The 21,003-nt window shown below is 65.8% G+C and carries 21 protein-coding genes; 6 read left to right on the forward strand and 15 right to left on the reverse strand.

Going from position 1 to position 21,003, the window contains the following annotated elements; translation table 11 throughout:
- Window positions 1-97 precede the first annotated feature (97 nt).
- From QW868_RS08270 to QW868_RS08295, 6 genes are all read right to left on the reverse strand, one after another.
- Window positions 98-2,041, reverse strand: a complete 1,944-nt coding sequence (locus QW868_RS08270) for a tetratricopeptide repeat protein (RefSeq protein WP_316230314.1) — start codon at window positions 2,039-2,041, stop codon at window positions 98-100.
- 69 nt (window positions 2,042-2,110) lie between these two features.
- The gene (locus QW868_RS08275) at window positions 2,111-2,854 is read right to left on the reverse strand and encodes a di-trans,poly-cis-decaprenylcistransferase (RefSeq protein WP_315756775.1); all 744 of its coding nucleotides are present in this window, start codon (window positions 2,852-2,854) and stop codon (window positions 2,111-2,113) included.
- Between the two features lie 36 nt (window positions 2,855-2,890).
- Entirely contained in the window at window positions 2,891-3,271 is a 381-nt protein-coding gene (locus QW868_RS08280; protein WP_315735483.1) for a transcriptional regulator, read from the reverse strand.
- Complete coding sequence (locus QW868_RS08285; protein WP_316230315.1) at window positions 3,258-3,875, reverse strand: hypothetical protein; 618 nt, start codon at window positions 3,873-3,875, stop codon at window positions 3,258-3,260. The genes QW868_RS08280 and QW868_RS08285 overlap by 14 nt, the downstream gene beginning before the upstream one ends.
- Before the next feature lie 141 nt (window positions 3,876-4,016).
- Window positions 4,017-4,310, reverse strand: coding sequence for a DUF3551 domain-containing protein (locus tag QW868_RS08290; protein ID WP_315735488.1), 294 nt, complete (start codon window positions 4,308-4,310; stop codon window positions 4,017-4,019).
- A gap of 201 nt (window positions 4,311-4,511) precedes the next feature.
- The gene (locus QW868_RS08295; RefSeq protein WP_315773292.1) at window positions 4,512-5,486 is read right to left on the reverse strand and encodes a tripartite tricarboxylate transporter substrate binding protein; all 975 of its coding nucleotides are present in this window, start codon (window positions 5,484-5,486) and stop codon (window positions 4,512-4,514) included.
- Window positions 5,487-5,598: 112 nt separating this feature from the next.
- On the opposite strand from QW868_RS08295, the gene QW868_RS08300 reads away from it, so the two are divergent.
- Entirely contained in the window at window positions 5,599-6,009 is a 411-nt protein-coding gene (locus tag QW868_RS08300) for a VOC family protein (RefSeq protein ID WP_315775782.1), read from the forward strand.
- Between the two features lie 18 nt (window positions 6,010-6,027).
- On the opposite strand, the gene QW868_RS08305 is transcribed toward QW868_RS08300, so the two are convergent.
- A complete protein-coding gene (locus QW868_RS08305) occupies window positions 6,028-7,356 on the reverse strand; it encodes a DUF2330 domain-containing protein (RefSeq protein WP_316230316.1) in 1,329 nt (442 codons plus the stop codon).
- The gene (locus tag QW868_RS08310; RefSeq protein ID WP_316161273.1) at window positions 7,353-8,177 is read right to left on the reverse strand and encodes an RnfABCDGE type electron transport complex subunit D; all 825 of its coding nucleotides are present in this window, start codon (window positions 8,175-8,177) and stop codon (window positions 7,353-7,355) included. The genes QW868_RS08305 and QW868_RS08310 overlap by 4 nt, the downstream gene beginning before the upstream one ends.
- A 155-nt stretch (window positions 8,178-8,332) precedes the next feature.
- Between QW868_RS08310 and QW868_RS08315 the strand changes: the two genes are divergently transcribed.
- Complete coding sequence (locus QW868_RS08315; protein WP_316230317.1) at window positions 8,333-9,907, forward strand: AMP-binding protein; 1,575 nt, start codon at window positions 8,333-8,335, stop codon at window positions 9,905-9,907.
- A gap of 22 nt (window positions 9,908-9,929) precedes the next feature.
- Here QW868_RS08315 and QW868_RS08320 read toward each other — a convergent pair whose 3' ends face one another.
- The 3 genes from QW868_RS08320 to QW868_RS08330 all read right to left on the reverse strand — a co-directional run bounded on the left by QW868_RS08320 (window position 9,930) and on the right by QW868_RS08330 (window position 14,025).
- Window positions 9,930-11,039 carry an HD-GYP domain-containing protein gene (locus tag QW868_RS08320; protein WP_315735500.1) on the reverse strand — a complete coding sequence of 370 codons (1,110 nt, stop codon included), beginning with the start codon at window positions 11,037-11,039 and terminating at the stop codon, window positions 9,930-9,932.
- Between the two features lie 218 nt (window positions 11,040-11,257).
- Complete coding sequence (locus tag QW868_RS08325) at window positions 11,258-13,540, reverse strand: xanthine dehydrogenase family protein molybdopterin-binding subunit (RefSeq protein WP_316230318.1); 2,283 nt, start codon at window positions 13,538-13,540, stop codon at window positions 11,258-11,260.
- Complete coding sequence (locus tag QW868_RS08330; protein ID WP_316230319.1) at window positions 13,537-14,025, reverse strand: (2Fe-2S)-binding protein; 489 nt, start codon at window positions 14,023-14,025, stop codon at window positions 13,537-13,539. The genes QW868_RS08325 and QW868_RS08330 overlap by 4 nt, the downstream gene beginning before the upstream one ends.
- A 256-nt stretch (window positions 14,026-14,281) precedes the next feature.
- On the opposite strand from QW868_RS08330, the gene QW868_RS08335 reads away from it, so the two are divergent.
- Entirely contained in the window at window positions 14,282-14,638 is a 357-nt protein-coding gene (locus QW868_RS08335) for a hypothetical protein (protein WP_315812147.1), read from the forward strand.
- Between the two features lie 32 nt (window positions 14,639-14,670).
- The gene (locus QW868_RS08340) at window positions 14,671-15,342 is read left to right on the forward strand and encodes a dienelactone hydrolase family protein (protein WP_315812148.1); all 672 of its coding nucleotides are present in this window, start codon (window positions 14,671-14,673) and stop codon (window positions 15,340-15,342) included.
- A 161-nt stretch (window positions 15,343-15,503) separates the two neighbouring features.
- Here QW868_RS08340 and QW868_RS08345 read toward each other — a convergent pair whose 3' ends face one another.
- From QW868_RS08345 to QW868_RS08355, 3 genes are all read right to left on the reverse strand, one after another.
- Entirely contained in the window at window positions 15,504-16,220 is a 717-nt protein-coding gene (locus tag QW868_RS08345; RefSeq protein ID WP_315735510.1) for a polysaccharide biosynthesis/export family protein, read from the reverse strand.
- A 180-nt stretch (window positions 16,221-16,400) separates the two neighbouring features.
- Window positions 16,401-17,057, reverse strand: a complete 657-nt coding sequence (msrA, locus tag QW868_RS08350) for a peptide-methionine (S)-S-oxide reductase MsrA (RefSeq protein ID WP_315735512.1) — start codon at window positions 17,055-17,057, stop codon at window positions 16,401-16,403.
- Window positions 17,058-17,241: 184 nt separating this feature from the next.
- Entirely contained in the window at window positions 17,242-17,559 is a 318-nt protein-coding gene (locus QW868_RS08355) for a hypothetical protein (RefSeq protein WP_315715027.1), read from the reverse strand.
- Window positions 17,560-17,917: 358 nt separating this feature from the next.
- On the opposite strand from QW868_RS08355, the gene rpsT reads away from it, so the two are divergent.
- Window positions 17,918-18,184 (forward strand): 30S ribosomal protein S20, encoded by a 267-nt coding sequence (gene rpsT / locus QW868_RS08360; protein WP_315715026.1) that lies wholly within the window; start codon window positions 17,918-17,920, stop codon window positions 18,182-18,184.
- Window positions 18,185-18,723: 539 nt separating this feature from the next.
- Here rpsT and QW868_RS08365 read toward each other — a convergent pair.
- The gene (locus QW868_RS08365; RefSeq protein WP_315735518.1) at window positions 18,724-19,044 is read right to left on the reverse strand and encodes a hypothetical protein; all 321 of its coding nucleotides are present in this window, start codon (window positions 19,042-19,044) and stop codon (window positions 18,724-18,726) included.
- A gap of 489 nt (window positions 19,045-19,533) precedes the next feature.
- On the opposite strand from QW868_RS08365, the gene dnaA reads away from it, so the two are divergent.
- Window positions 19,534-20,973, forward strand: a complete 1,440-nt coding sequence (dnaA, locus tag QW868_RS08370) for a chromosomal replication initiator protein DnaA (protein WP_315735520.1) — start codon at window positions 19,534-19,536, stop codon at window positions 20,971-20,973.
- Window positions 20,974-21,003: the final 30 nt, after the last annotated feature.

Consider the following 21,003-nt stretch of genomic DNA (forward strand, 5'->3'; position numbering starts at 1 on the left):
CGTTGACGCAGCTCAATCGCCATCAGGCGGCACGCGCCGGCGGCTCAGCCAGCCAATCACATTTCAGTTATGGCGTTGGTCGATGCTCAAGCGTTCATCAGGGGCTGAACGTCGCGAGCTGTGCGGCGAGCGCCTCGCGAACGCGCGCGACGACGTCGGCATAGTCACGTCGCGCATCCTGGCGGAACAGCCGCACGCTCGGATACCACGGACTGTCGTCACGGCCGAGCAGCCAGCGATAGTCCGGCGTGAAGGGCAGCATGATCCAGGTCGGCTTGCCCAGCGCGCCGGCCAGATGCGCCACGCTGGTATCGACGGTGATGACGAGGTCGAGATTATCGATCAGCGCCGCGGTATCGACGAAGTCACCGATGTCGGCGGTGAGATCGAGAATATCGTCGCGCGCGGCGAGCGCGGCCTTGTCGGACGGCCGAGGCTCCTTCTGCAGACTGACGAACCGCGCGCCGATCTCGAACAGCGGCGCGAGCGTCGGCAACGGCATCGAACGGTTGTGATCGTTGAGATGCGCGGGGTTGCCCGACCAGACCAGGCCCACCCGCAAGCGGTCATGCGGACCGAGTCGCTGTTCCCAGATCGCCCGGCGCGCCTCGGGAGGGCGCGGCAGATAGCACGGCGCGGCAGGGATCGTGTCGAGCCGAGTGTCAAACGCGAGCGGCAGGCTCGACAGCGGACAGTGATAGTCGATGGCAGGCAACGCATCGATGCCGCGGGCACGACACTGCGCCACGCCATCCAGGCCGGACAGAAGCGGCTGCAGCGGCGCGTCGACCTCGAGCACGACGCGCGCGCCCTGCGCGGCCACCATTGTGGCGTAGCGCGAAAACTGGATCGTGTCGCCGAGCCCCTCGTCGCTATGGAGCAGGATCGTCTTGCCGGCGAGGGGCGCATCCGCAAGCCACAGCGGCGCCTCGAAGGTGCGCTCGACGAAGCCGACGGCGCGACATTTTCGTCCCCATTCGCGCGCCGCCCAGCCACGGGCGAAGTCGCCGGTCAACAGCCGGAACAGCGCCGCGTTCCAGTGCGCATCGGCCAGATCAGGCTTCAACGCGACGGCGCGATCGAAGCTTTCGAACGCCTCTGCGAAGCGATGCAGCTCGGCCAGCGACGTGCCGCGATGATTGTGGAAATCCGCGGTCTGCGGCCGGAGCGCGATCGCCTTGTCGAACATGGCGACGGCGTCATCATGACGGCCGAGGTTCTGCAGGATGCATCCATAGCCATTGGCGAAGTCGGGATTGTCAGGCGCCAGCACCTGCGCGCGATGGCCGAGAGTCTCGGCTTCCTGGTAGCGGCGCAGCCGCCGCAGCGCGATGCCCTTCAGGTACAGCACGCCCGCCTGATCCGGCATCACCGCCAGCGACTGCCCGAAGCGCGAGATGGCCTGCTCGTAGTGGCCAGCATCGAAATGAAGCGCTCCGGCCTTGTTGGCCGCCTCGACATGATCTGGCTTGAGCTGTGCCATCTGATCGAAGGCCAGCGCCGCCTCGTCACGCCGGCCCTGGGCTTCGAGCACCTCGCCGAGACGAAACCACGTCGCGGCACGATCGGGCGCGAGCTGCAGCAGCCGATCGCAGGCCAGCGCCGCCTCGGCGTGCCGCTCCCTCAGTTGCAGCAGTTCGCCAAGCGCATCCCAGCTCTCCACCGCATCCGGCTGCAGCTGCAGCGCGCGATCATAGGCCTTGATCGCTTCATCGACGCGGCCGGAGTCCCGCAGCGCCTGCGCCAAGCCGACGAAGGACTCCGCTGCGGAAACGTCCTGCCGAACGGCGCGGGCAAACCACTCGATCGCATCATCGGCGCGCCTGAGCGCCAGGCAGACCCGGCCCATCGCACGTAGCGCGTCGATGGAAGCCGCATCCAGCGTCAGGGCGCGGCGGCACGCATCCTCGGCCTGCTCGAGCTGTCCGGCGCGCAGCAGCCGCAGGGCGGCGGCACACAGCGCATCAGGCGTATCGCTGTGGCCCATCGATCCGGATTTGACCGGGGGCTTGCCGGCGGGCCGGCGCGGCTTGTGCTTCATCAGGGGATCTCTGCGCTCGTGCTGCAAGCGGTAGATGATTCCCCGATGCACGGAAAGATTGCGTGGGCGTCAGGAGACCGGTGCCGGCGCCAGCGGCACCGCCTCGAGGCCGCCGAAGCGACGCTCGCGGCCGCGGAACGAGGCGAGCGCCTGCGCCAGATCTGCGGCATCGAAATCGGGCCACATCCGCTGGGTGAAATGCAGCTCGGCATAGGCGCCTTCCCAGAGCAGGAAATCGGACAGGCGCTGCTCGCCGGAGGTGCGGATGATCAGGTCGACGTCGCGCAAGCCGGCTTCGCCCGTCACGAGGTCGGAGAACGCCGCACGCGTCAGGCCGTCGATCTCGCGGGCCTTCGCTGCGGCCTCGAGGATCGCGTCGCGCGCCGAGTAGTCGACGGCGATGCGCAGGTGCAGGGTGCTGCCATTGCGGGTTGCCGCTTCGGCCCGGCCGATGGCGTCGGCGATGCCGCCGGGCAGCCGGTCGCGGCGGCCGATCACCGTGAGGCGGACGCCGTTGCGCACCAGCGACTCCACCTCGCTGGCGAGATAGACCCGCAACAGCGCCATCAAGGCGGCGACCTCGGCACGCGGGCGTCGCCAATTGTCGCTGGAGAACGCATACAGCGTCAGCGTCCCGATGCCCTGGTCGGGCGCGGCTTCGACGACGCGACGGATCGCGTCGACGCCCGCCTCGTGCCCGCGCAGCCGCGACAAGCCCTTGCGCGTCGCCCAGCGGCCGTTGCCGTCCATGATGATGCCGACATGCAGGCCATCCGACACAGCAGGCGATTTCGGTTGCAGACTACTTTGCATTGCAAAGCTCCAGGTCAAAAAAATGCGATGCGCGATTCAGACGCGGCCGGGGATCAGGCCGACCGACGATGGCGTATGCTCCTTGCCGGCCGCGGCCGCGGCGTCGCGGACGAGGCGCTCGAGCACGGCGAGATAATCGAGGAAGCGGCGGCGTCCCGCCTTGGTCAGCCGACAAGTGGTGTGAGGGCGATTGCCCTCATAGCCCTTGGTGACCTCGACGAGGCCGGCCTCCTGCAGCACCTGCAGGTGCCGCGACAGATTGCCGTCGGTCAGCCCGCAGAGCTGCTTGAGGTCGGCAAAAGCGAGACCCTTCGGGTGCGCCATCAGCGAGGTGAGCAGGCCGAGCCGGGCCTTCTCGTGGATGACGCGATCGAGGCCGTCATAGGAGAACGGCGCGCTGCCGTCAGTCTTCGACATCGGACTCTCCGGTCGCAAAATACAGAATGCCCGCCATCAGCCCCTGTCCGATCGCGAACGGAAGCCCCATCGTCCATGGCGACAGCGCATGCGTGGCGCTGCCCACCAGCAGCACCGCGAAGCCGGCCAGAAAATAGAACGCGCCGGCCAGCGCCACCGTGCGCGGCAGCGAGCGCACCGACGCGAACACGCCGAGCGACATCAGGATCTGCCACAGGCCCGGCAGCATCCACAGCGCCTCCGGCGCGAACTTCCACAAGAGCACCGCGAGCAGCACGCCTGCGATGCCCGCCGGCAGGAACTGCTCGACCGCCTGGTGGATCATCGCGTCGGCAAGGCCGGAATGATGCCGGCGCGACCGCGCCCGCATCTCGAACCATATCATCGTCAGCGAGACACAGGCTGCCGCCGTCCATCCGAGCAGGAACGTCCACGCGTCCGCCGTCGGGTCGCGCAGAAACAGCTGCTGAAGCAGTGCCGTGACCAGCGCAACGGCCGAGGTCGCGGCCATCGTCGCCGGCCCGTAGCCGCGAAATGCCGTGCCCGCCGCAAGCTGGCTGCGGATCGCAATGATGTCCGCCAGCGCCTTGTCGAGGTCGCGCATGTCTCACCTGAAGCCGGGACCGGCTCGTTCAACTTTGCAATACAAAGTATATACGAACGCAAAGTCGATGCAAGCCCGCGCGAACCCGGAGCGCGCCTGCGTCAGCCGATCGGCCGCGCGTGCCGAGTTCGGTCGAGGGTGTCAGTAATACGAATAGCGGTGCACGCGGCGCGGCGGCGGCATGTCGACATAGACCGAGGGGCCGCGGCGGGCAGGATCGAACGCGACGCGCGGATTGATGCCACAGCCTGCATTGCGCCCGGAGGCGCTCGCCCGGCACTGCTCGAAGGTGTGATAGGAGCAGTCGCCGGGATAGCCGACGCCCCGGCCCTGCACACACCAGGGATAGTCGTAACCGCCTGCGGAGGCCGGCGCGATACCGCCACCAAGTGCAACGCCGACGAGGCCGGCTGCCATCATCATCACCTTGCGCATGATCTGTTCCTCTTCTGGCCGGAGGGTTGCACCACACCGGCATGGTCAAAAAACGACAAATCGGCGAAACGGATCACCAACCAAGGCAGTGACGTGTCGCATGCGCGGCACGCCGCCTTCAGCCCTCGACTCCCGTCTGGCGGGCCGGCGCCGCATCGAGAACATGTTGCGGCGGCCGACCAGCGATTGCGTCGCTTCGTCCTATTCGACCTTCAGGCCGGCGAACTCGACGACCTTCTTCCACTTCTCGGTCTCGGCGACGATCTGGGCGCCGAACTGCTCCGGCGACTGGATCAGCGGCTCGCCGCCGAGGTCGACCAGACGCGCCTTGATCTCTGGCTCGGCCAGGATGACGTTGACCTGCTTGTTGAGCTTCTCGATGATCTCCTTGGGCGTGTTCTTCGGCGCGCCGATGCCGAACAGCGCGCTCGCCTCGTAGCCGGGCACGGTCTCGGCGACGGCCTGGACGTCCGGCAATTGCGGCGAACGCTGCTGGGTGGTGACGCCGAGCGCCCGCAACGAGCCGGAGCGGATGTGCTGGATGATGGAGGGCATGTTGTCGAAGATGACCTGCACCTGGCCGCCGAGCATGTCGGTGATTGCGGGCGCCGCGCCGCGATAGGGCACGTGCTGCATCTTGGTGCCGGTCATCGCCATGAACATCTCGCCCGACAGATGCACCGAGGTGCCGTTGCCGGACGAGGCCATGTTCACCTTGCCGGGGTTCTCCTTCAGGTAGGCGATGAACTCGGCGACGTTCTTGGCCCCGATGTCCTTGTTGACGGTCATCACGTTGGGGACGCGGTTGAGCGAGGCCACCGGCGCGATATCGCGAACAAAATTGAACTTCAGGTTGGTGTAGAGGCTCGCATTGATGTAGTTGGCCGGATTGACCAGCAGCACGGTGTGGCCGTCGGCCGCCGCGTTCACGACGGCATCGGTGCCGATATTGTTGCCGGCGCCCGGCTTGTTCTCGACGATGAACTGCTGACCGAGCGCCTCGGACAGCCGCTGGCCGATCAGCCGCGCCAGGATGTCGGTCGCGCCACCCGGAGGATAACCCACCACGAAGCGGACCGGACGGGTGGGATAGTCGGCCGCGGACGCTTTGCCAACGGCAGCGATGGACGGAACGGCGGAGGCGATCAGACCAAGCGCGGTACGACGTGAAATCATGCGTTTCCTCAGGCATTATCGTTGAGCGGCGGCTAACGAGCCGCCGGGATCGACTGTAACAGAGTGCCGCGATGGCGGCGAGATCGATATCCAATCAGGAGGGAAGAGCCCCATGCCGATCAAGGTCGATGCGCTCGATCATCTGGTCATCAATGTCGCCGACGTCGACCGCACGACGGCGTGGTACCAACAGGTGCTGGGCATGACGGTCCAGGTGTTCGATCCCGGACAAGGCAAGGTGAGGCGCACGTCGTTGCTGTTCGGGAACCAGAAGATCAACGTGCGACCGAAGGACGCGGACAAGGTCGACTGGTTCACGGCTGACCATGTAGCGGCCGGCAGCGACGACCTCTGTTTCCTCACCGCCAGCACCCCAGACGAGGTGGTGGCGCATCTCACGGCGCTCGGCATCGCTGTCGAGGAAGGTCCGGTCGCCAAGCAGGGCGCACGCGGCACCCTGCGCTCGGTATATTGCCGCGACCCCGACGGCAGCCTGATCGAGATCTCCTCGTATCAGGATTGAACCGAGGCCGCCCTGAGGTCATTTCGTCACGGTCTCGCCGCTCTTGTCCATTTTCGCGACGATCTCGCTGCGCGACCATCCGGTCAGTTGCGCGAGATCCGTCGCCTGCGTGGCGAAACGTGCGGCGAGACTGTCCCGGTAGGTCTTCGCCGCGGCACAGGACGCCTCGCCGCGCCAGGGATGGTGCTGGACATAGCGGCCCTGGAAATTGCTGCGGTCCTTGGTCTCGGCGAAGACGATGTCCTCGGGGAAGGACTTCGCATCGTAGCGCACGTGCAGCCGGGTCACGAAGGCGTTGGCTCCGGCCGTGCCCCGGCGGAGGCTGAAGGCGGTGTCATCGTCGCTGCCGATCCAGCGCGCGCCGAGCACGACCAGCTCCTTGTTGCTCATCGGATCGGCGGCGCAGGGATCGCACCACGCCATGTCCCAGGCATATTCGACGAACACCGCCTGCATGTTCTCGCGCGCGACGGCCCGCTCGAACAGCGCCTTGTAGAACGGCCCGAACTCGTCCTTCACATAGAGCGGGACATCGATATCGGATGGGATCTTCACCGTGCGATAATTGGCCGCCTCGATGCGGCCACTCCTGGTGAGTGCATAGATGATCAGGTCCTGCGGTCCCCTGGCGTTGACCGTGCCGAGCCGCAGCGGCACCATGAACTTGAGACTCTGGTACCGCACCTGCAACGGCCGCAGGGTGCCGTTGCCGATGTTCTTCATCCGCTCGACATTGACCTTGGCCACGAAGAACCGCATGCCCTGCCTGATATAGCTGCCGAGCACCGCGTCCACGCCCTGCGGAATGCGATAATTGTTGTCGGTCAGCCAGCGCGTCAGCCCATCGCTCTCCTGCGCCGACAGGATCAGCACGTCGTATTCGGCGACGTCGTAGCTGGCCTCGACGGTGACGCCATAGTTCCGCCGGGCCATCTCATAGACAGCGCCTGCCATCATCGGCGCCGCCGGCATGGCCCGCGCCGCAACGACGACCGGCGCGCATGGATCGGCGTCATGATATTCGACCAGCCGCGGCGCGGTGTATTTGTCGAGATGGTCGATCGTCTTCGGCTCGACCACGCCGATCTGCTTGCGCTCGATGAAGGTCGGCACGGGGACGACGACCGCGAACTCCTTCACGTCGCCCTCGAAGTCGCTGGCCATCGTGATCGCAGTCTGCTCGCCATCGCGGGCGAGCACGACCTTCGATGACTGGTTGAACAGCTTCGCGTCGGCCTGGGCGACATAGAAGCCGCAAAACGCATTCGCCGGCGCCATCGCCGCGTTCGCCAGGATCGCGATGGCCGCGACGCCGGTGCGGAAGAGCTTGCTGTAACGCAGGATCATGTCGAACCTCCTTCGGGAACGGACGAACGCCAGGAAAAACGGGTCTCGGGCACGAGCCGATCGAGCAGCAGCGTGAGCGGCGACAGCGCGATCAGCGACACGTAGAGCGCCGGCCGCATCTGCAGGACGAAGGTGAGGTAGTGCGCAGCGACCGCAACGCTCAGCGCGAACAGCAGCCGGCCGACGCGCGAGTCCGGCGAGGTGCGCGGGTCGGAGATCATGAAGAAAGTGAAGATCAGCAGCGAGCCGCTCTGCAGCTGATGCACGGGGATCGCCAGGGGATCGCCGAGCCAGGCGGCGCGCAGCAGCAGCAGTGCGGCATGGCTGGCGAAGAAATACACCGCGATATCCACCCGGCGGGATGCACTGAGCACCAGGATCGCGAAGAAGCCAGCCAGGCTTGCGAACCAGATCTCCGTGCCCCATTGGCCGGGCGAGATCCACACGCCCTTGGAGCTGAACAGCAGCACCACGATCGCCAGCCCCGCCGGGTTGAAGACATGCTTGCCGTCGATGCGCAGCACGAATTTCGAGCCGATCGCGATCATTGCCGCCGCCGCATGCAGCCACAGCGCATCGGCGCGCAACAGCAGGCTGAGCGACAGGCCGGTGATCAACGGTGACTTGAGATCGAGCGGCGCGCCGGAGATGCGGCAGCAGACCGCCTGCGTGAGCAGCGCCGCCGCGACCGCGATCACGCTCGCTGCGGGACGCGCGCCGAAATCGATCACGGCGAAATTGATCGCGAGCAGCGTCGCCAATGCCGCGATCTGAAAATAGCGGGCATCGGGCAGCCGCCATGGTCGTGGCTCGGCCTGCATGCAAACCTCCGGGCGTGTTTTGCCGCGCCATTGGTCGCCCGCAAACGGAAACGGGTTCATTCCCGATTTGATTGCGGCGGCGCCAGGTGGCAAGAGATGACGACAAGAACGAAGCGGCCGGAGACGGGCCGCACGCAATAACGACGGGAGCGAAAATGAACGGAACGACGATCGCAGCCGGCACGGTCACGCCGTTCGACGGCATGGACGTGCCGTGGCTGTTGAAGCTGCGCAGCGAAACCCGGCGCGATCATCCGTTCCTGATCTCCGCGCCGTTCGATGCACCGGCACGCCGCTGGACCTATGGCGAGTTTCACGAACGTGTCGGCGCCTTGGCGGCCGGTCTGGTCAAGCGCGGCGTCAAACCTGGCGATGCCGTGCTGATCCATCTCGACAATTGCGTCGAGGCGATGCTTGCCTGGTTTGCCTGCGTCGAGCTGGGCGCGCTCGCCGTCACGACCAACACGCGCTCGGCGGCCGCCGAGATGGGCTATTTCGCCGGCCATTGCCGTGCGGTGGCGGCGATCACCCAGCCGGCCTATGCCGAGATGATCGCGGCGCACTGCCGCGGCATCCGCTGGCTTGCGGTCATCTCGCATGATCCGGGGCAGCCGGACACAGCAGCGGTCGGGGTGGGCGATCGCTTCGAGACGCTGTTTGCCGACAGCGCCGACCGGCCGCGGCGCGCGGTCGATCCGCTCGCGCCGTGCAGCGTACAGTACACGTCGGGCACGACGTCTCGGCCGAAGGCGGTGCTGTGGACGCATGCCAACGCGCTATGGGGCGCCAAGGTCAACGCCGCTCATGAAGACCTGCATCAGGGCGACGTGCACCAGACCTATTTGCCGCTGTTCCACACCAACGCGCTGGCCTACTCGATGCTGGCAACACTCTGGGTCGGCGCGACCTGCGTGATTCAGCCGCGCTTCTCGGCGAGCCGCTTCTGGAGCGTGGCGCTCGAGCATGGCTGCACCTGGACCTCGACCATCCCGTTCTGCATGAAGGCGCTGCTCGACCAGGAGGTGCCGAAGCATCACAAATTCCGGCTGTGGGGCACCGCGATGTCGGAGCCGACCGCCTTCGCCAAGTTCGGCATCAAGATCATCGGCTGGTGGGGCATGACCGAGACCATCACCCACGGCATCGTCGGCGAGGTCGACCAGCCGAACGCGCCGATGTCGATCGGCCGCGCCGCGCCGGAATACACCATCCGCATCACCGACGATGACGGCCGGCCGACCGAGGTCGGCGCCACCGGCAATCTCGCCATCAAGGGCGTGCCCGGCCTGTCGCTGTTCGCTGAATATCTCTACAACGCCGAAGCGACGCGCACGAGCTTCGATGCCGACGGCTTCTTCCTGACCGGCGATCGCGTCACGCGCCTGCCCGACGGCTTCATCAAGTTCGGCGACCGCACCAAGGACATGCTCAAGGTCGGTGGCGAGAACGTCGCCGCGTCCGAGATCGAGCAGGTGATCATCACCGTGCCCGGCGTGCGCGAGACCGCCGTCGTCGCCAAGAAGCATCCGATGCTGGACGAGGTGCCGGTTGCGTTCGTCATCCCGCAGGTCGGGGTCGCGCGCGAGGAGCTGCCCGAGAAGGTGCTGGCCGCCTGCCGCGCCGGCCTCGCCGACTTCAAGGTGCCGCGCGAGGTGAAGCTGGTCGACGAGATGCCGCGCTCGACCCTGGAGAAGGTCGCAAAGGCCGAGCTGCGCAAGTTGCTGGATTGAACCGAGGTTACGACACGCGGTCCTAGTGCGCGCCCATCGCGACCGGGCGAAACGCCTGCAGCAGCTGCTGGTCGAGCTTCGGGCCCATGTTCTCCATGATCTGAAACGCGCGCGCATGCGTGAAGGCCGGTCGATAGGCGCGGTGCTCGATCAGCGCGGCGTAGATGTCGACGATCGTGGTGAGGCGCACGATGTCGCTGATCTGCTCGTTGTGCAGCGCGTCGGGATAGCCGGAGCCGTCGAGGAACTCGTGGTGATGCAGGATCACGTCGAGCATCTCCGGCGGGAAGCCGCCCTGCCGCCACAGCGCCTCGTAGCCGCGGCGCGGATGCTGGCGCAGCAGCGCGATCTCCTCCGCCGTCAGCTTGCCCTGCTTGTCGAGGACGGCGACCGGAATGAACGCCTTGCCGACGTCGTGCAGCAGCGCCGCGCGGACCAGCCGGCGCTGATCATCGTCGCGCATGCCCAGATGAATCGAGAAGCCGACCGCGAGGCCGGTCACGAACAGGCAATGCCGATAGGTGTCGTTGTGATGGCAGCCGACCACGGTCATCCACTCGCGCAGCGAGGAGTGCTTGATCGCCTTCAGGATCTTGTTCTCGGCCGCGACGATGTCCTCCATCGTCAACTGGACGCCGGCGGGCAGCTTCTCGAAGATCTTGACCATGACGGCCTGCGCCGCCTCGACGCCGCGATTGAGCAGCTTGCCGCGATCGGTCTCGTCATAGCCGTCGTCGGCGGGAAGCGCCGAGCGGATGCGCTGCAGCACGTCGGCGGGGCTGAACGGACGCGCAATGGTGTCGGTGGCGCCCAGCGCCCATGCCTGCATGGTGGCATGGTGCAGCGCCTCGGCGAGCACGAACAGGCGGGGCACCTCGCTATAGGCGCGCGACGAGAGCTTCTTGCGCACCCGCTGCACGCTCTCCGGCGAGCGCAGGTTGATGTCGACGATGACGCCGGAGAAGCGGTTGCCGGGGTTCTCGGGGATCTCGGTGGTCGGCATCATGTCGACATCGCCGACCGAGCGCAGGATGCGCGCCAGCTCGCTGCTCTGGTCACCGCGATCCGACGCGAGCAGGAGATGGCGCCTGGTCGCGGTCTGGGTCACGGTCTGCTTGGCTGTCGCGCTCATACGTGCTCGCCCCCTGCGGTTTGCTGCCCATGCAAGTTACCGGCATACGGGTTCGTCGCGGCTTAAGCCGATCATTCAAGCTGTATCGTTTCAGGTGAGCGAGACGTTAAGGGAATCGTTCAAATCGTGCGGCGCGGGGATGTGACTGCGGCGCAAAAAGCAACCGCCGGAGACGGGCTCCGGCGGTTCCCAGATACAGCGATGGTCTCGCGACGACGCTACGCCTTCATCGCCGCCTTGACCGCTGCGGCGGTGATCGGCAGCGAGCGCAGCCGCGCGCCACAGGCGTTGTAGATGGCGTTGCCGAGCGCCGGCGCGACCACGGTCACCGCGGGCTCGCCGACGCCGGTCGCCTTCTCCCCATTGGCGATCACGGCGATCGCGACCTCCGGCACCTGGCTCATCCTCAGCGGCGTGTAGCTGTCGAAGTTGGTCTGCTCGATGCCGCCGTCCTTCAAGGTCGCCTTCTCGTACATCGCGAGCGACAAGCCCCACAGCGCCGCGCCCTCGACCTGGGCGCGGATGTTGTCGGGATGGACCTGCGTGCCGACGTCGGTCGCCACCGTGAGCTTCTTCACCGTGACCGCCCCCGAAGGGGCAACCGCGACATGGGCGACGCACGCCGTCCAGCTCGCGGTGGCGCGCTCCTGCGACGACACGCAGGACACGCCCATGCCTTCGCCCGGCGGCAGCTTCTTGGCGCCGTAGCCGGACAGGCCCATCGCCGCCAGCAGCGTGTTGCGCAGCCGCTGCGCGCCGCCGTCGTTCTTGCCCTTGCCGTCGAGCAGCGCGATGCGGAACTGCGCCGGGTCCTGCCCCGAGGCCACCGCGATCTCGTCGATCATGCTCTCGACCGCCCAGAACGTCCAACCCGGCGCCACCGAGCGCAATTGCCCGGACGGCGTCGCATTGTGGGCGAGCTCGTTCTTGATCGCGCGCACATGGTGGTTGGGCACCGTGTAGAAGAAGTCGGCGCCGTTGACCGTGAAGGAGTCGAGCGGCCCCTTCTTGTCGACCGAGGGCGACAGGAAGTCGGGGATGCCCCAGCGCGCCGTCGGCCACGCCGAGACGACGTCATGGCTCAGGGCGATGAGCTTGCCATTGCTGTCGAGGCCCGCCTTGACCTTCTGGTAGGTGAGCGGCCGCGAGTAGTCCATCGTCATGTCGTTCTCGCGGGAGTAGATCACCTTGACCGGCTTGCCGACCGCCTTGGCCGCCTGCACCGCCGGCACCATCATGTCGGCATCGAGCCTGCGGCCGAAGCCGCCGCCGAGCCAGGCCTGGTGCATCACGACGTATTTCGGATCGATCCCGGCGGCACCTGCCGCGATCGCGCCGGAGCGGGTCGCGAACTGATTGCCGGAGTAGATGTGCAGGATGTCGCCCTTGAACTCGGCGGTCGCGTTCATCGGCTCCAGCGGCGCATGGATGTTGATGCTGGTGGTGTACTCCGCCTCCAGCACCTTGGCCGCGCCCGACAAAGCCGCCGTGGCATCGCCGTCCTTGACGAAGAACTGCCCGGCGTCGTCCTGCGCCTGCAGCCGCATCGCCTCGGTGATGATGGTGTCGGTGCTGACATTGGCATACGGGCCCTTGTCGTAGCTGATCTTGAGCGCGTCCGCCGCCTTTCTGGCGTTGGCATAGGTATTGGCGACCGCGACCACCCAGCCCGAGGTCGAGCCGGTCTTGTCGTCGAGCGTCACTGCCTTGATGAAGCCCGGCACCTTCTTGGCCTCGGAGTCGTCGACCGCCGTGACCGTCGCGCCGAAGCGCACCGGCGGCGTGACGACCTTGCCGTAGACCATGCCCGGCAGCATCGTATCGATGCCATATTTCGCCGTGCCGTTGGTCTTGGAGGGGATGTCGAGCTGTGGCACCGAGACGCCGATCATCGTGTACTGATCGGGCGTCTTGAGCGTCAGCGCCTTCAACTCGTCGGCTGAGAAGCTCTTGGTGATCTTGCCGCTCTTGACGATCTCGGCATAGGTCATCTGCTTCTTCGATTTCGGATGCATGACAACGCTGTCGCGCACCACGAGCTCCTTGGCCGGCACGCCCATCGCGGTCGCGGCCGCCTCGGTGAGCGTGATGCGGCCGGCGGCGCCGGCGCGGCTCATGGCATCGAAGTTCATCATCGTGCTCCAGCTGCCGCCGGTGATCTGGGCGCCGAGCACGGGATCGTTGTACTTCGGATCGTTGGAGGCGAGTTGGACCCGCATGTCCTTCCAGGCGGCGCCGAGCTCCTCGCAGACGATCTGCGCCATGGTCGACGCAATGTGCTGGCCCATGTCGGCCTTGCCGCAGGTCACGGTCACGATGCCATCCGGCGCAATCGCGTACCACACGCTGGGCTCGAAGTTCGCAGGTGCCGCTGCTGCGAGTGCGCTGTCGGCGAGGCCGGCATAGCCGAGCACGAGGCCGGAGGCGGCGGTACCGACCAGGAAGGAGCGGCGGCTGAGATCGGGGGCCATCGACGGCGCTGCTTTCACGTGCTGGTTCATGTCGCCCTCCGGTCGCTCGTGTTGGACGCGGTGCGCATCTCGGACGCGGCGCGCAGGATCGCCTTCTGGATCCGCGAATAGGTCATGCAGCGGCAGAGATTGCCGTCCATATGCGCGACGATCTCCTCCTTGGTCGGGCTCGTGGTCTTGGCGAGCAGCGAGGCCGCCTGCATGATCTGGCCGGACTGGCAGTAGCCACATTGCGGCACCTGCTCGGCGATCCACGCCTTCTGCAACGGATGATCGCCCTTCTGCGACAGCCCCTCGATGGTGGTGATCTTCTTGTTCGCGACGTCGCCGACCATGGTCTGGCACGAGCGCACGGCCTCGCCGTTGACATGAACGGTGCAGGCTCCGCACAGCCCGGCGCCGCAGCCGAACTTGGTGCCGGTCATCTGCAACTGCTCGCGGATGACCCATAGCAGCGGCGTGTCATGCGCCGCGTCGACGGACATGGTCCGCCCGTTGATGGTGAGATTGGGCATTTGGTTTCTTCCCCGCCCGGCGTGCGACTTCGCTTAGGGCGAAGTTCGGTTTTATCGATTCGCTGGGACCCACCGGATAGATGCCAGCCATCATAAGAATGATCGCGTTGCCACGACGACGCAACGGGATTTGACCGCCGGCTTGCGAATTGAATTGGCATTTTACGTTGTGCAGCGCGAACGATGCTGGGCTGATGGCGCCGGGCACGCTAGGAAGAGGTGCAGCCAACGCGACAGCGAAAGGAGATTTCAGCCCATGAGACCATCCGCACGTATGACGCTGTGCCTGGCTGCGGCCATGCTGCCGAGCCTGTCGGCCGTTCCCCCTGCCGCGGCAGGGCAGACGCTGAGCGTCGCCGACGCGCCTTTCACAGCGACGTCATCCAACGTCACGCCGCTTGCCTTCGGCATGGATGTCGGTGAGACATCGCGCGTGCTGGAGCAGCCGTTGATCTATCTGAACGGCACGCCCGGCAACGAGACCTTTCTGGCACTGCGTAATCTCGGCGGCAGCGGACTGGTCTCGCACCATCACCGCCTCTACCTGAAGTTCCGCAGGGGACGGCTGACCGGCTGGAAAGAGGACTACGGCACCAACTGGATGTGGCGCTGACACGCGCCTGACGACCGCAAAGAGGACAGAACGTGGGACAAGACATCAAGCTGACGGCATCTGATGGCTTCCAGCTCGGCGCCTACCGCGCCGATCCGACCGGAACTGCAAAGCGCGCGCTGGTCGTCATCCAGGAGATCTTCGGTGTCAACCATCACATCCGCAACGTCTGCGACCGCCTCGCCGCCGAGGGTTACGTTGCGATCGCGCCGGCGATCTTCGACCGCGTCGAGCCCGGCTTCACCTCAGGCTATTCGCCCGACGAGATCGCGGTCGCGCGCAAGTTCGTCGCCAATCCGGATTGGGCGGCCTTTTTGCGCGACACCCAGGCCGCAATCGACGTCGTGAAGAATGTCGGGCCGGTCGGCATCATCGGCTTCTGCCTCGGCGGCAGCATCGCCTATGCGGCTGCGACCAAGCTGTCGGGCCTCCGCGCCGCCGTCGGCTATTATGGCGGCGCTGTCGCGCGGTTCGCCGACGACAAGCCGACGGTGCCGACCCAGCTACATTTCGGCGAGAAGGACGCGGGCATTCCCTTGAGCGACGTCGAGACCATCAAGGCCAAGCGGCCGGACGTCGAGATCTTCATCTACCCCGGCGCCCAGCACGGCTTCGGCTGCGACGAGCGTGCCAGCTATGACCAGCCGAGCGCCGACCTCGCCTGGACGCGCAGCCTGGCGTTCTTTGCCCAGCATCTGCGCTGATCACCGCACCACCGTCATTGCGAGGAGCGAAGCGACGAAGCAATCCAGAGCGTCGCGTGCGACTCTGGATTGCTTCGCCTCGCTCGCAACGACGAAAGAAGAGGGGGGCGCATCGTTCTGCGCCGCGCGTCATCGCGAGCGTGCAGCGATTCCTATGGAGGTCAGAACCAGCGCTCGCCGACCTGGATGGTGTCGCCCGGCTTGAGCGAGGTGCCGAGCGGCACCTCATAGCGCGCGGCGCCGGATGCATCGGTGTGGGTCAGGGTGACGACGTCGCGCCGCGCCCGAGGCGAGAAGCCGCCGGCGATCGCGATCGCGCTCTCCACCGTCATGTTGGGCACGTAGGGGTATTGGCCGGGCGCCTGCACCTCGCCGAGGATGAAGAACGGGCGATAGGCTTCGATCTCGACCGCCACCGAGGGCTCGCGGATGTAGCCGTTGCGCAGCTTGGCGGTGATCTCGGCGGCGAGGCCGGCGGTGGTGCGGCCGCGCGCCGGCACGCTGCCGATCAGCGGCATCGTGATCGATCCGGACGCATCGATCGCATAGGTGTTGGTCAGACCCTCCTGGCCGTAGACGACGACGCGCAGCTTGTCGCCGGCATCGAGATGATAGGCGGAGTCGCGGCGCGTCGGCGCATAGCCGGCGGGAACGACATAGGCGTCTGCGCGGGTGGCGGCAGCGAACGAGTTGCGCAACGTAGGGATCGCTCCACCCTGCCCGGTGGCGGCAACCGGGCCGGTGGAAGGCGTTCCATAGGCCATCGCGTCGAGATCGCTCTGCGGCTGGACGGCAGCGACGGGGGAGATCGTCTGCATGCAGCCCGACAACAGGATCGCGGACAGGACGGTAATGACCGGAACAAACAACGCGCGCACTCGAACAATCCTTGAATGAGGATGTGAGCTAGTCATGCGCGGTTAAGGTTAACAAACCGTTGGCGCCTGTAGTCCCCCGTCGCAAACGGGCCGCGGTGAAAGCGGCCCGGAAAAAATCCCCCTCCCACGGCGTGGGAGAGGGATCCGATGTTCACCGTGATCCGGCGCGCTCAGCCTGACCTATGCGCTCACGCCGACACCGATCGGGCACGCGACGCCAGTGCCGCCGAGGCCGCAATATCCGGCCGGATTCTTGGCCAGGTACTGCTGGTGATAATCCTCGGCGAAATAGAACGGCCCCGCCGGGACGATCTCGGTCGTAATCGCTCCGAGCCCCTTGGCGCGCAGCGCCGACTCGTAGGCCGCCTTCGACGCCTCGGCCGCCTCGCGCTGCGCATCGCTGAACGTGTAGATCGCTGAGCGATATTGCGTGCCGACGTCGTTGCCCTGACGCATGCCCTGGGTCGGGTCGTGGCTCTCCCAGAACGTCTTCAAGAGGCGCTCGTAGGACATGATCTTGGGATCGAACACCACCAGCACGACCTCCGTATGCGCCGTCTGCCCCGAGCACACCTCCTCGTAGGTCGGGTTCGGCGTATGGCCTCCGGCATAGCCGACGGCGGTGACGTGGATGCCGTCACCGAGCTGCCAGAACTTGCGCTCCGCGCCCCAGAAGCAGCCGAGCCCGAACACGGCCTGCTCGAGGCCGTCCGGATAGGGCGGCAACAGGCGGCGACCGTTGACGAAATGCGTCGCGGCGGTCGGGATCGGCAGGGCGCGGCCGGGCAGCGCCTCGGCGGCAGACGGCATGGCAGGGGCTTTGCGCATGAAGAACATGGGATGTCTCCGCTCATGGCCAGCGCCCGCGGGACGGCCCACGGCACGATGACCTCTTGTCAGGGGAATATATAGGGCTCTACGGGACGAGCAGTAGCGCCGTTACGCCGCGCCAGCGGTTCCCGCGTCACGCTCCGAGCGGAATCCAGTACTGCTGCCGGCGCGGCGAGACGAACCGCCGCGCTCAGTCGCGTCCATAGCCGATCAGCGGCTTGCGCGGCCGGAACAGCAGCATCAGCAGGATTCCGAGCAGGCCAAGCACCGCAAACACCGGCTGGTCCAAAAACACCTTGACGATCCACTCCCACAAGAACGGGGCCTTGGCCTCGATCCAGGCCTTGAAGGCGGCTTGGCTCGCCTGGTGGACGTCGTTCCAGAGCTGGCCGAACCGGGTGAACTGCAGGGTCTGGTCGGCCACCCAGCGCGCGCCGTCATAGACCAGGAAGATGAAGCTTCCGGCCAGCAGCAACAGCCCCACCAGACGGAAAAAACCGCGGATCATGCCTCACCTGCCCTCTCTCGCACGCCCTCTCGGGCAGCAAGGCCATAGCGGGGGCCCCGCAGAAATTCAACCTCGTCAGGGGCTTAGAACCGGGTTTTGGCCGATTCCAGCCGCGGCGGGGCGCTCCGAGACCGTTGACGCTCGCCAGGCCTGCCCCTATAAGGTCGCCAATGGCGGTGGGCGCAATCCCGCCGCCGCTGTTCTTTGAGCAGCGCCGATCCGCCGAGCAACTGCTCCGGTCATGGCATTCTCAGAGAGGCGTCCGAACAACCCACCGCGTCGATGGGGCCGCGTCAAGCGGGCCGCGCGCGTACCCGCAAGAGCGGCGACTGCTCGCCGCCGAAGGATATTTGAGAGCATGGCCAACACGACTTCCGCGAAGAAAGCGACGCGCAAGATTGCCCGCCGCACCATCATCAACAAGTCGCGCCGCACCCAGATGCGCGGCGCGGTTCGCTCCGTCGAGGACGCGATCAAGAAGGGCGATCGCGACGCCGCGCTGAAGGCGATGGCCAATGCCGAGCCGCAGCTGATGCGCGCCGCACAGCGCAACATCATTCACAAGAACAACGCGAGCCGCAAAGTGTCGCGCCTCACGCATCAGATCGCCAAGCTCGCGAAGTGACGCGATCGCGCGGCTGACGAACTATCAAGATGCAAACAGCCCGGCTCGCGCCGGGCTTTTCTTTTGTGCCATCTTCAATTGCGCGTTCCGCTGTCGCGCATCCCTCCATCGCTCGCCGCGCCTTCTCCATTTGATGGTCACATCTTGATGGTGATATCGCATCGCGAATACGATCTTCGCGCGTGGTGGAACCCGCGCGATATCGTGCGCGCCTGACACAGGTTCCGTCGGAACTACGTGAAGTTCCGTATTTTTACGCAGTGACAATATTGTCTCATCTGAAACAGCTGCGAATCTGCGCGCCGCGCTTGCGCATCGCTGTCAAGAGCGCGCGATGCGCCGCTCACTTTGCGCACCGCGCATCGCGGGAGTTACCCGCTTCGAGCAATCGCGAAAAACATCGTTTCGAAAATGACTTAAGTGCATAGCGCGACCAAGTGATTGGAAAAGCGGGTGAGGCCGGTCGAAACATAAAAAAATTATGAAGAAATTTTGGGCAGACGATGTTGTTTGTCACATCCGAGATTCCTCGCGATGATTCAAAACGTTGCTTTCTTAACGCGCAACACCGCGTCGCAACCGCCGCGAAGACTCGTAACGCGTGCTCCGATCTTATGGATTGCGAGTCCCGACGCATCGTGTATTTCTTTAATCACTCGCGGCGCCCACGATCTTGAGACCAGCGCGGTTTTAGAAACGGGGCGGACGTGCAAATCGGCGGCGGTGTGCGCGTTGGCGACGCTTTCCAAAGCGATGGCCGGATCTGTACCCATAGCAATATGGGGAGCGACTGAACTTTGTCGAAATTTCTCGGGCGCAGCATCATCGTTGCGCCGCTTTGAACAAGAGAAATACGACATCGGTCGACCCGGCTGAAGCTCGTGGCGGCTTCGCTCACCGAGTGGACAAGTTGGACGGGATGTACGGCGGTGCGGCTGAATCTTGGGGTTCAGGCGCGACGGCGTTGGGATGACAACTTGCCGTGAGCAATCACGGCAGGGCGGGGAGGTTGCATGTTTTACGGACACATTGCGGGCACACACCATAGGCTGGTTCCGGATAACGCACCCTTGGCGGTCAACACTGAAGTGATCGACATCTCCAGCCCGGCCATTGCCAGCACGGCAATCGGCCCTCCCGCGTCCATCGCGCATCTGAGTATGCGCTGACCTCGCGGAGAAGCTTCTTCCACCAGCATTGATGGCCCGACGGCGTCCGCGCCGAACGGCGAGCCATGTCTGGAGTTGAGCCTCCGCTCGAGGTCTCGCTGCGGCACACGTGTCCTTTCACGAGACGTCTGCCCGGCGATCACACGACACCACCACTCAATTCGAAAAGTTGCGACTGCCATGACAAATTCGGAACAGGATCGCTGGTCTCGCGTGAAGGGGCGGCTGCGCTCGACCGTCGGCGAGGACGTCTATACGAGCTGGTTTGCCCGCATGGACCTCGAGGCCGTTCAGAACGAAAGCGTCCATCTGTCGGTGCCGACGCGTTTCCTGAAGAGCTGGATCCAGGCGCATTATGCCGAGCGCGTGCTGTCGTGCTGGCAGGCCGAGATGCCGGAGGTGCACCGCATCGATCTGTCCGTTCGCACCGCAATGCGCTGCGCGACGCCGGTCAAGGAAGCCCCCGTCGCCGTCGAAGCCCGCCGGGCCGAGCGTAACGACAACCGGCCGGCGACGAGCGCCGACACGCGAACTGCGTCGGCTGCGGCTTCGCTCGCCACGAGCCATGACGCGCTCGGCGGCTCGCCGCTCGATCCGCGGCTGACCTTCGCGAGCTTCGTCGTCGGCCGCGCCAACACGCTGGCCCATGCCGCAGCGCGCCAGGTCGCGGACGGCCGCCGCGGCGACCCCGTGATGTTCAACCCACTCTACATTCATGCCGGCGTCGGGCTGGGCAAGACGCATCTGCTGCAGGCCGTCACCTGGGCCGGCAATGCCGGCGGCGAGCGCAAGGTGCTGTACCTCACCGCCGAGAAATTCATGTACGGCTTCGTCGCGGCGCTGAAATCGCAGACCGCGCTGGCCTTCAAGGAAGCGCTGCGCGGCATCGACGTGCTCGTGATCGACGACCTGCAGTTCCTGCAGGGAAAATCGACCCAGGCCGAGTTCTGCCACACGCTGAACGCGCTGATCGACGCGGGGCGTCAGGTGGTGATCGCCGCCGACCGGCCGCCGTCCGACCTCGAAAGCCTCGATGATCGCGTCCGCTCGCGGCTTGCCGGCGGCCTCGTCGTGGAGATGGGCTCGCTCGGCGAGGATCTGCGCCTCGGCATTCTCAAATCGCGCGTCGCCGCGGCCCGCGCGCATCATGCGAGCTTCGACGTGCCGGAGCCGGTGCTCGACTATCTCGCCCGCTCCATCACCCATAACGGCCGCGATCTCGAAGGCGCGATCAACCGCCTGCTGGCGCATTCCAAGCTCAACAACCAGCCGGTCACGCTCGACATGGCCGAGCGCGAGGTGCGCGACCTGGTGCGGCCGCAGGAACCGAAGCGCATCAAGATCGAGGACATCCAGCGCGTCGTGGCGCGGCAGTACAACGTCAGCCGCTCCGACCTGTTGTCGTCGCGCCGCACCGCCAACGTGGTGCGTCCGCGCCAGGTCGCGATGTACCTCGCCAAGACGCTGACCCTGCGCTCGCTGCCCGAGATCGGCCGCCGCTTCGGTGGACGCGATCACACCACCGTGCTGCATGCGGTGCGCAAGATCGAAGCGCTGGTCGGCAAGGACATCGCGCTGAACGACGAGGTCGAGTCGCTCAAGCGCCAGTTGCAGGACTAGACGGCACGCACGGCCAGGGGAGCGGACAGA

The sequence above is a fragment of the Bradyrhizobium sp. SZCCHNR1051 genome, assembly GCF_032489615.1.
Classification (GTDB): domain Bacteria; phylum Pseudomonadota; class Alphaproteobacteria; order Rhizobiales; family Xanthobacteraceae; genus Bradyrhizobium.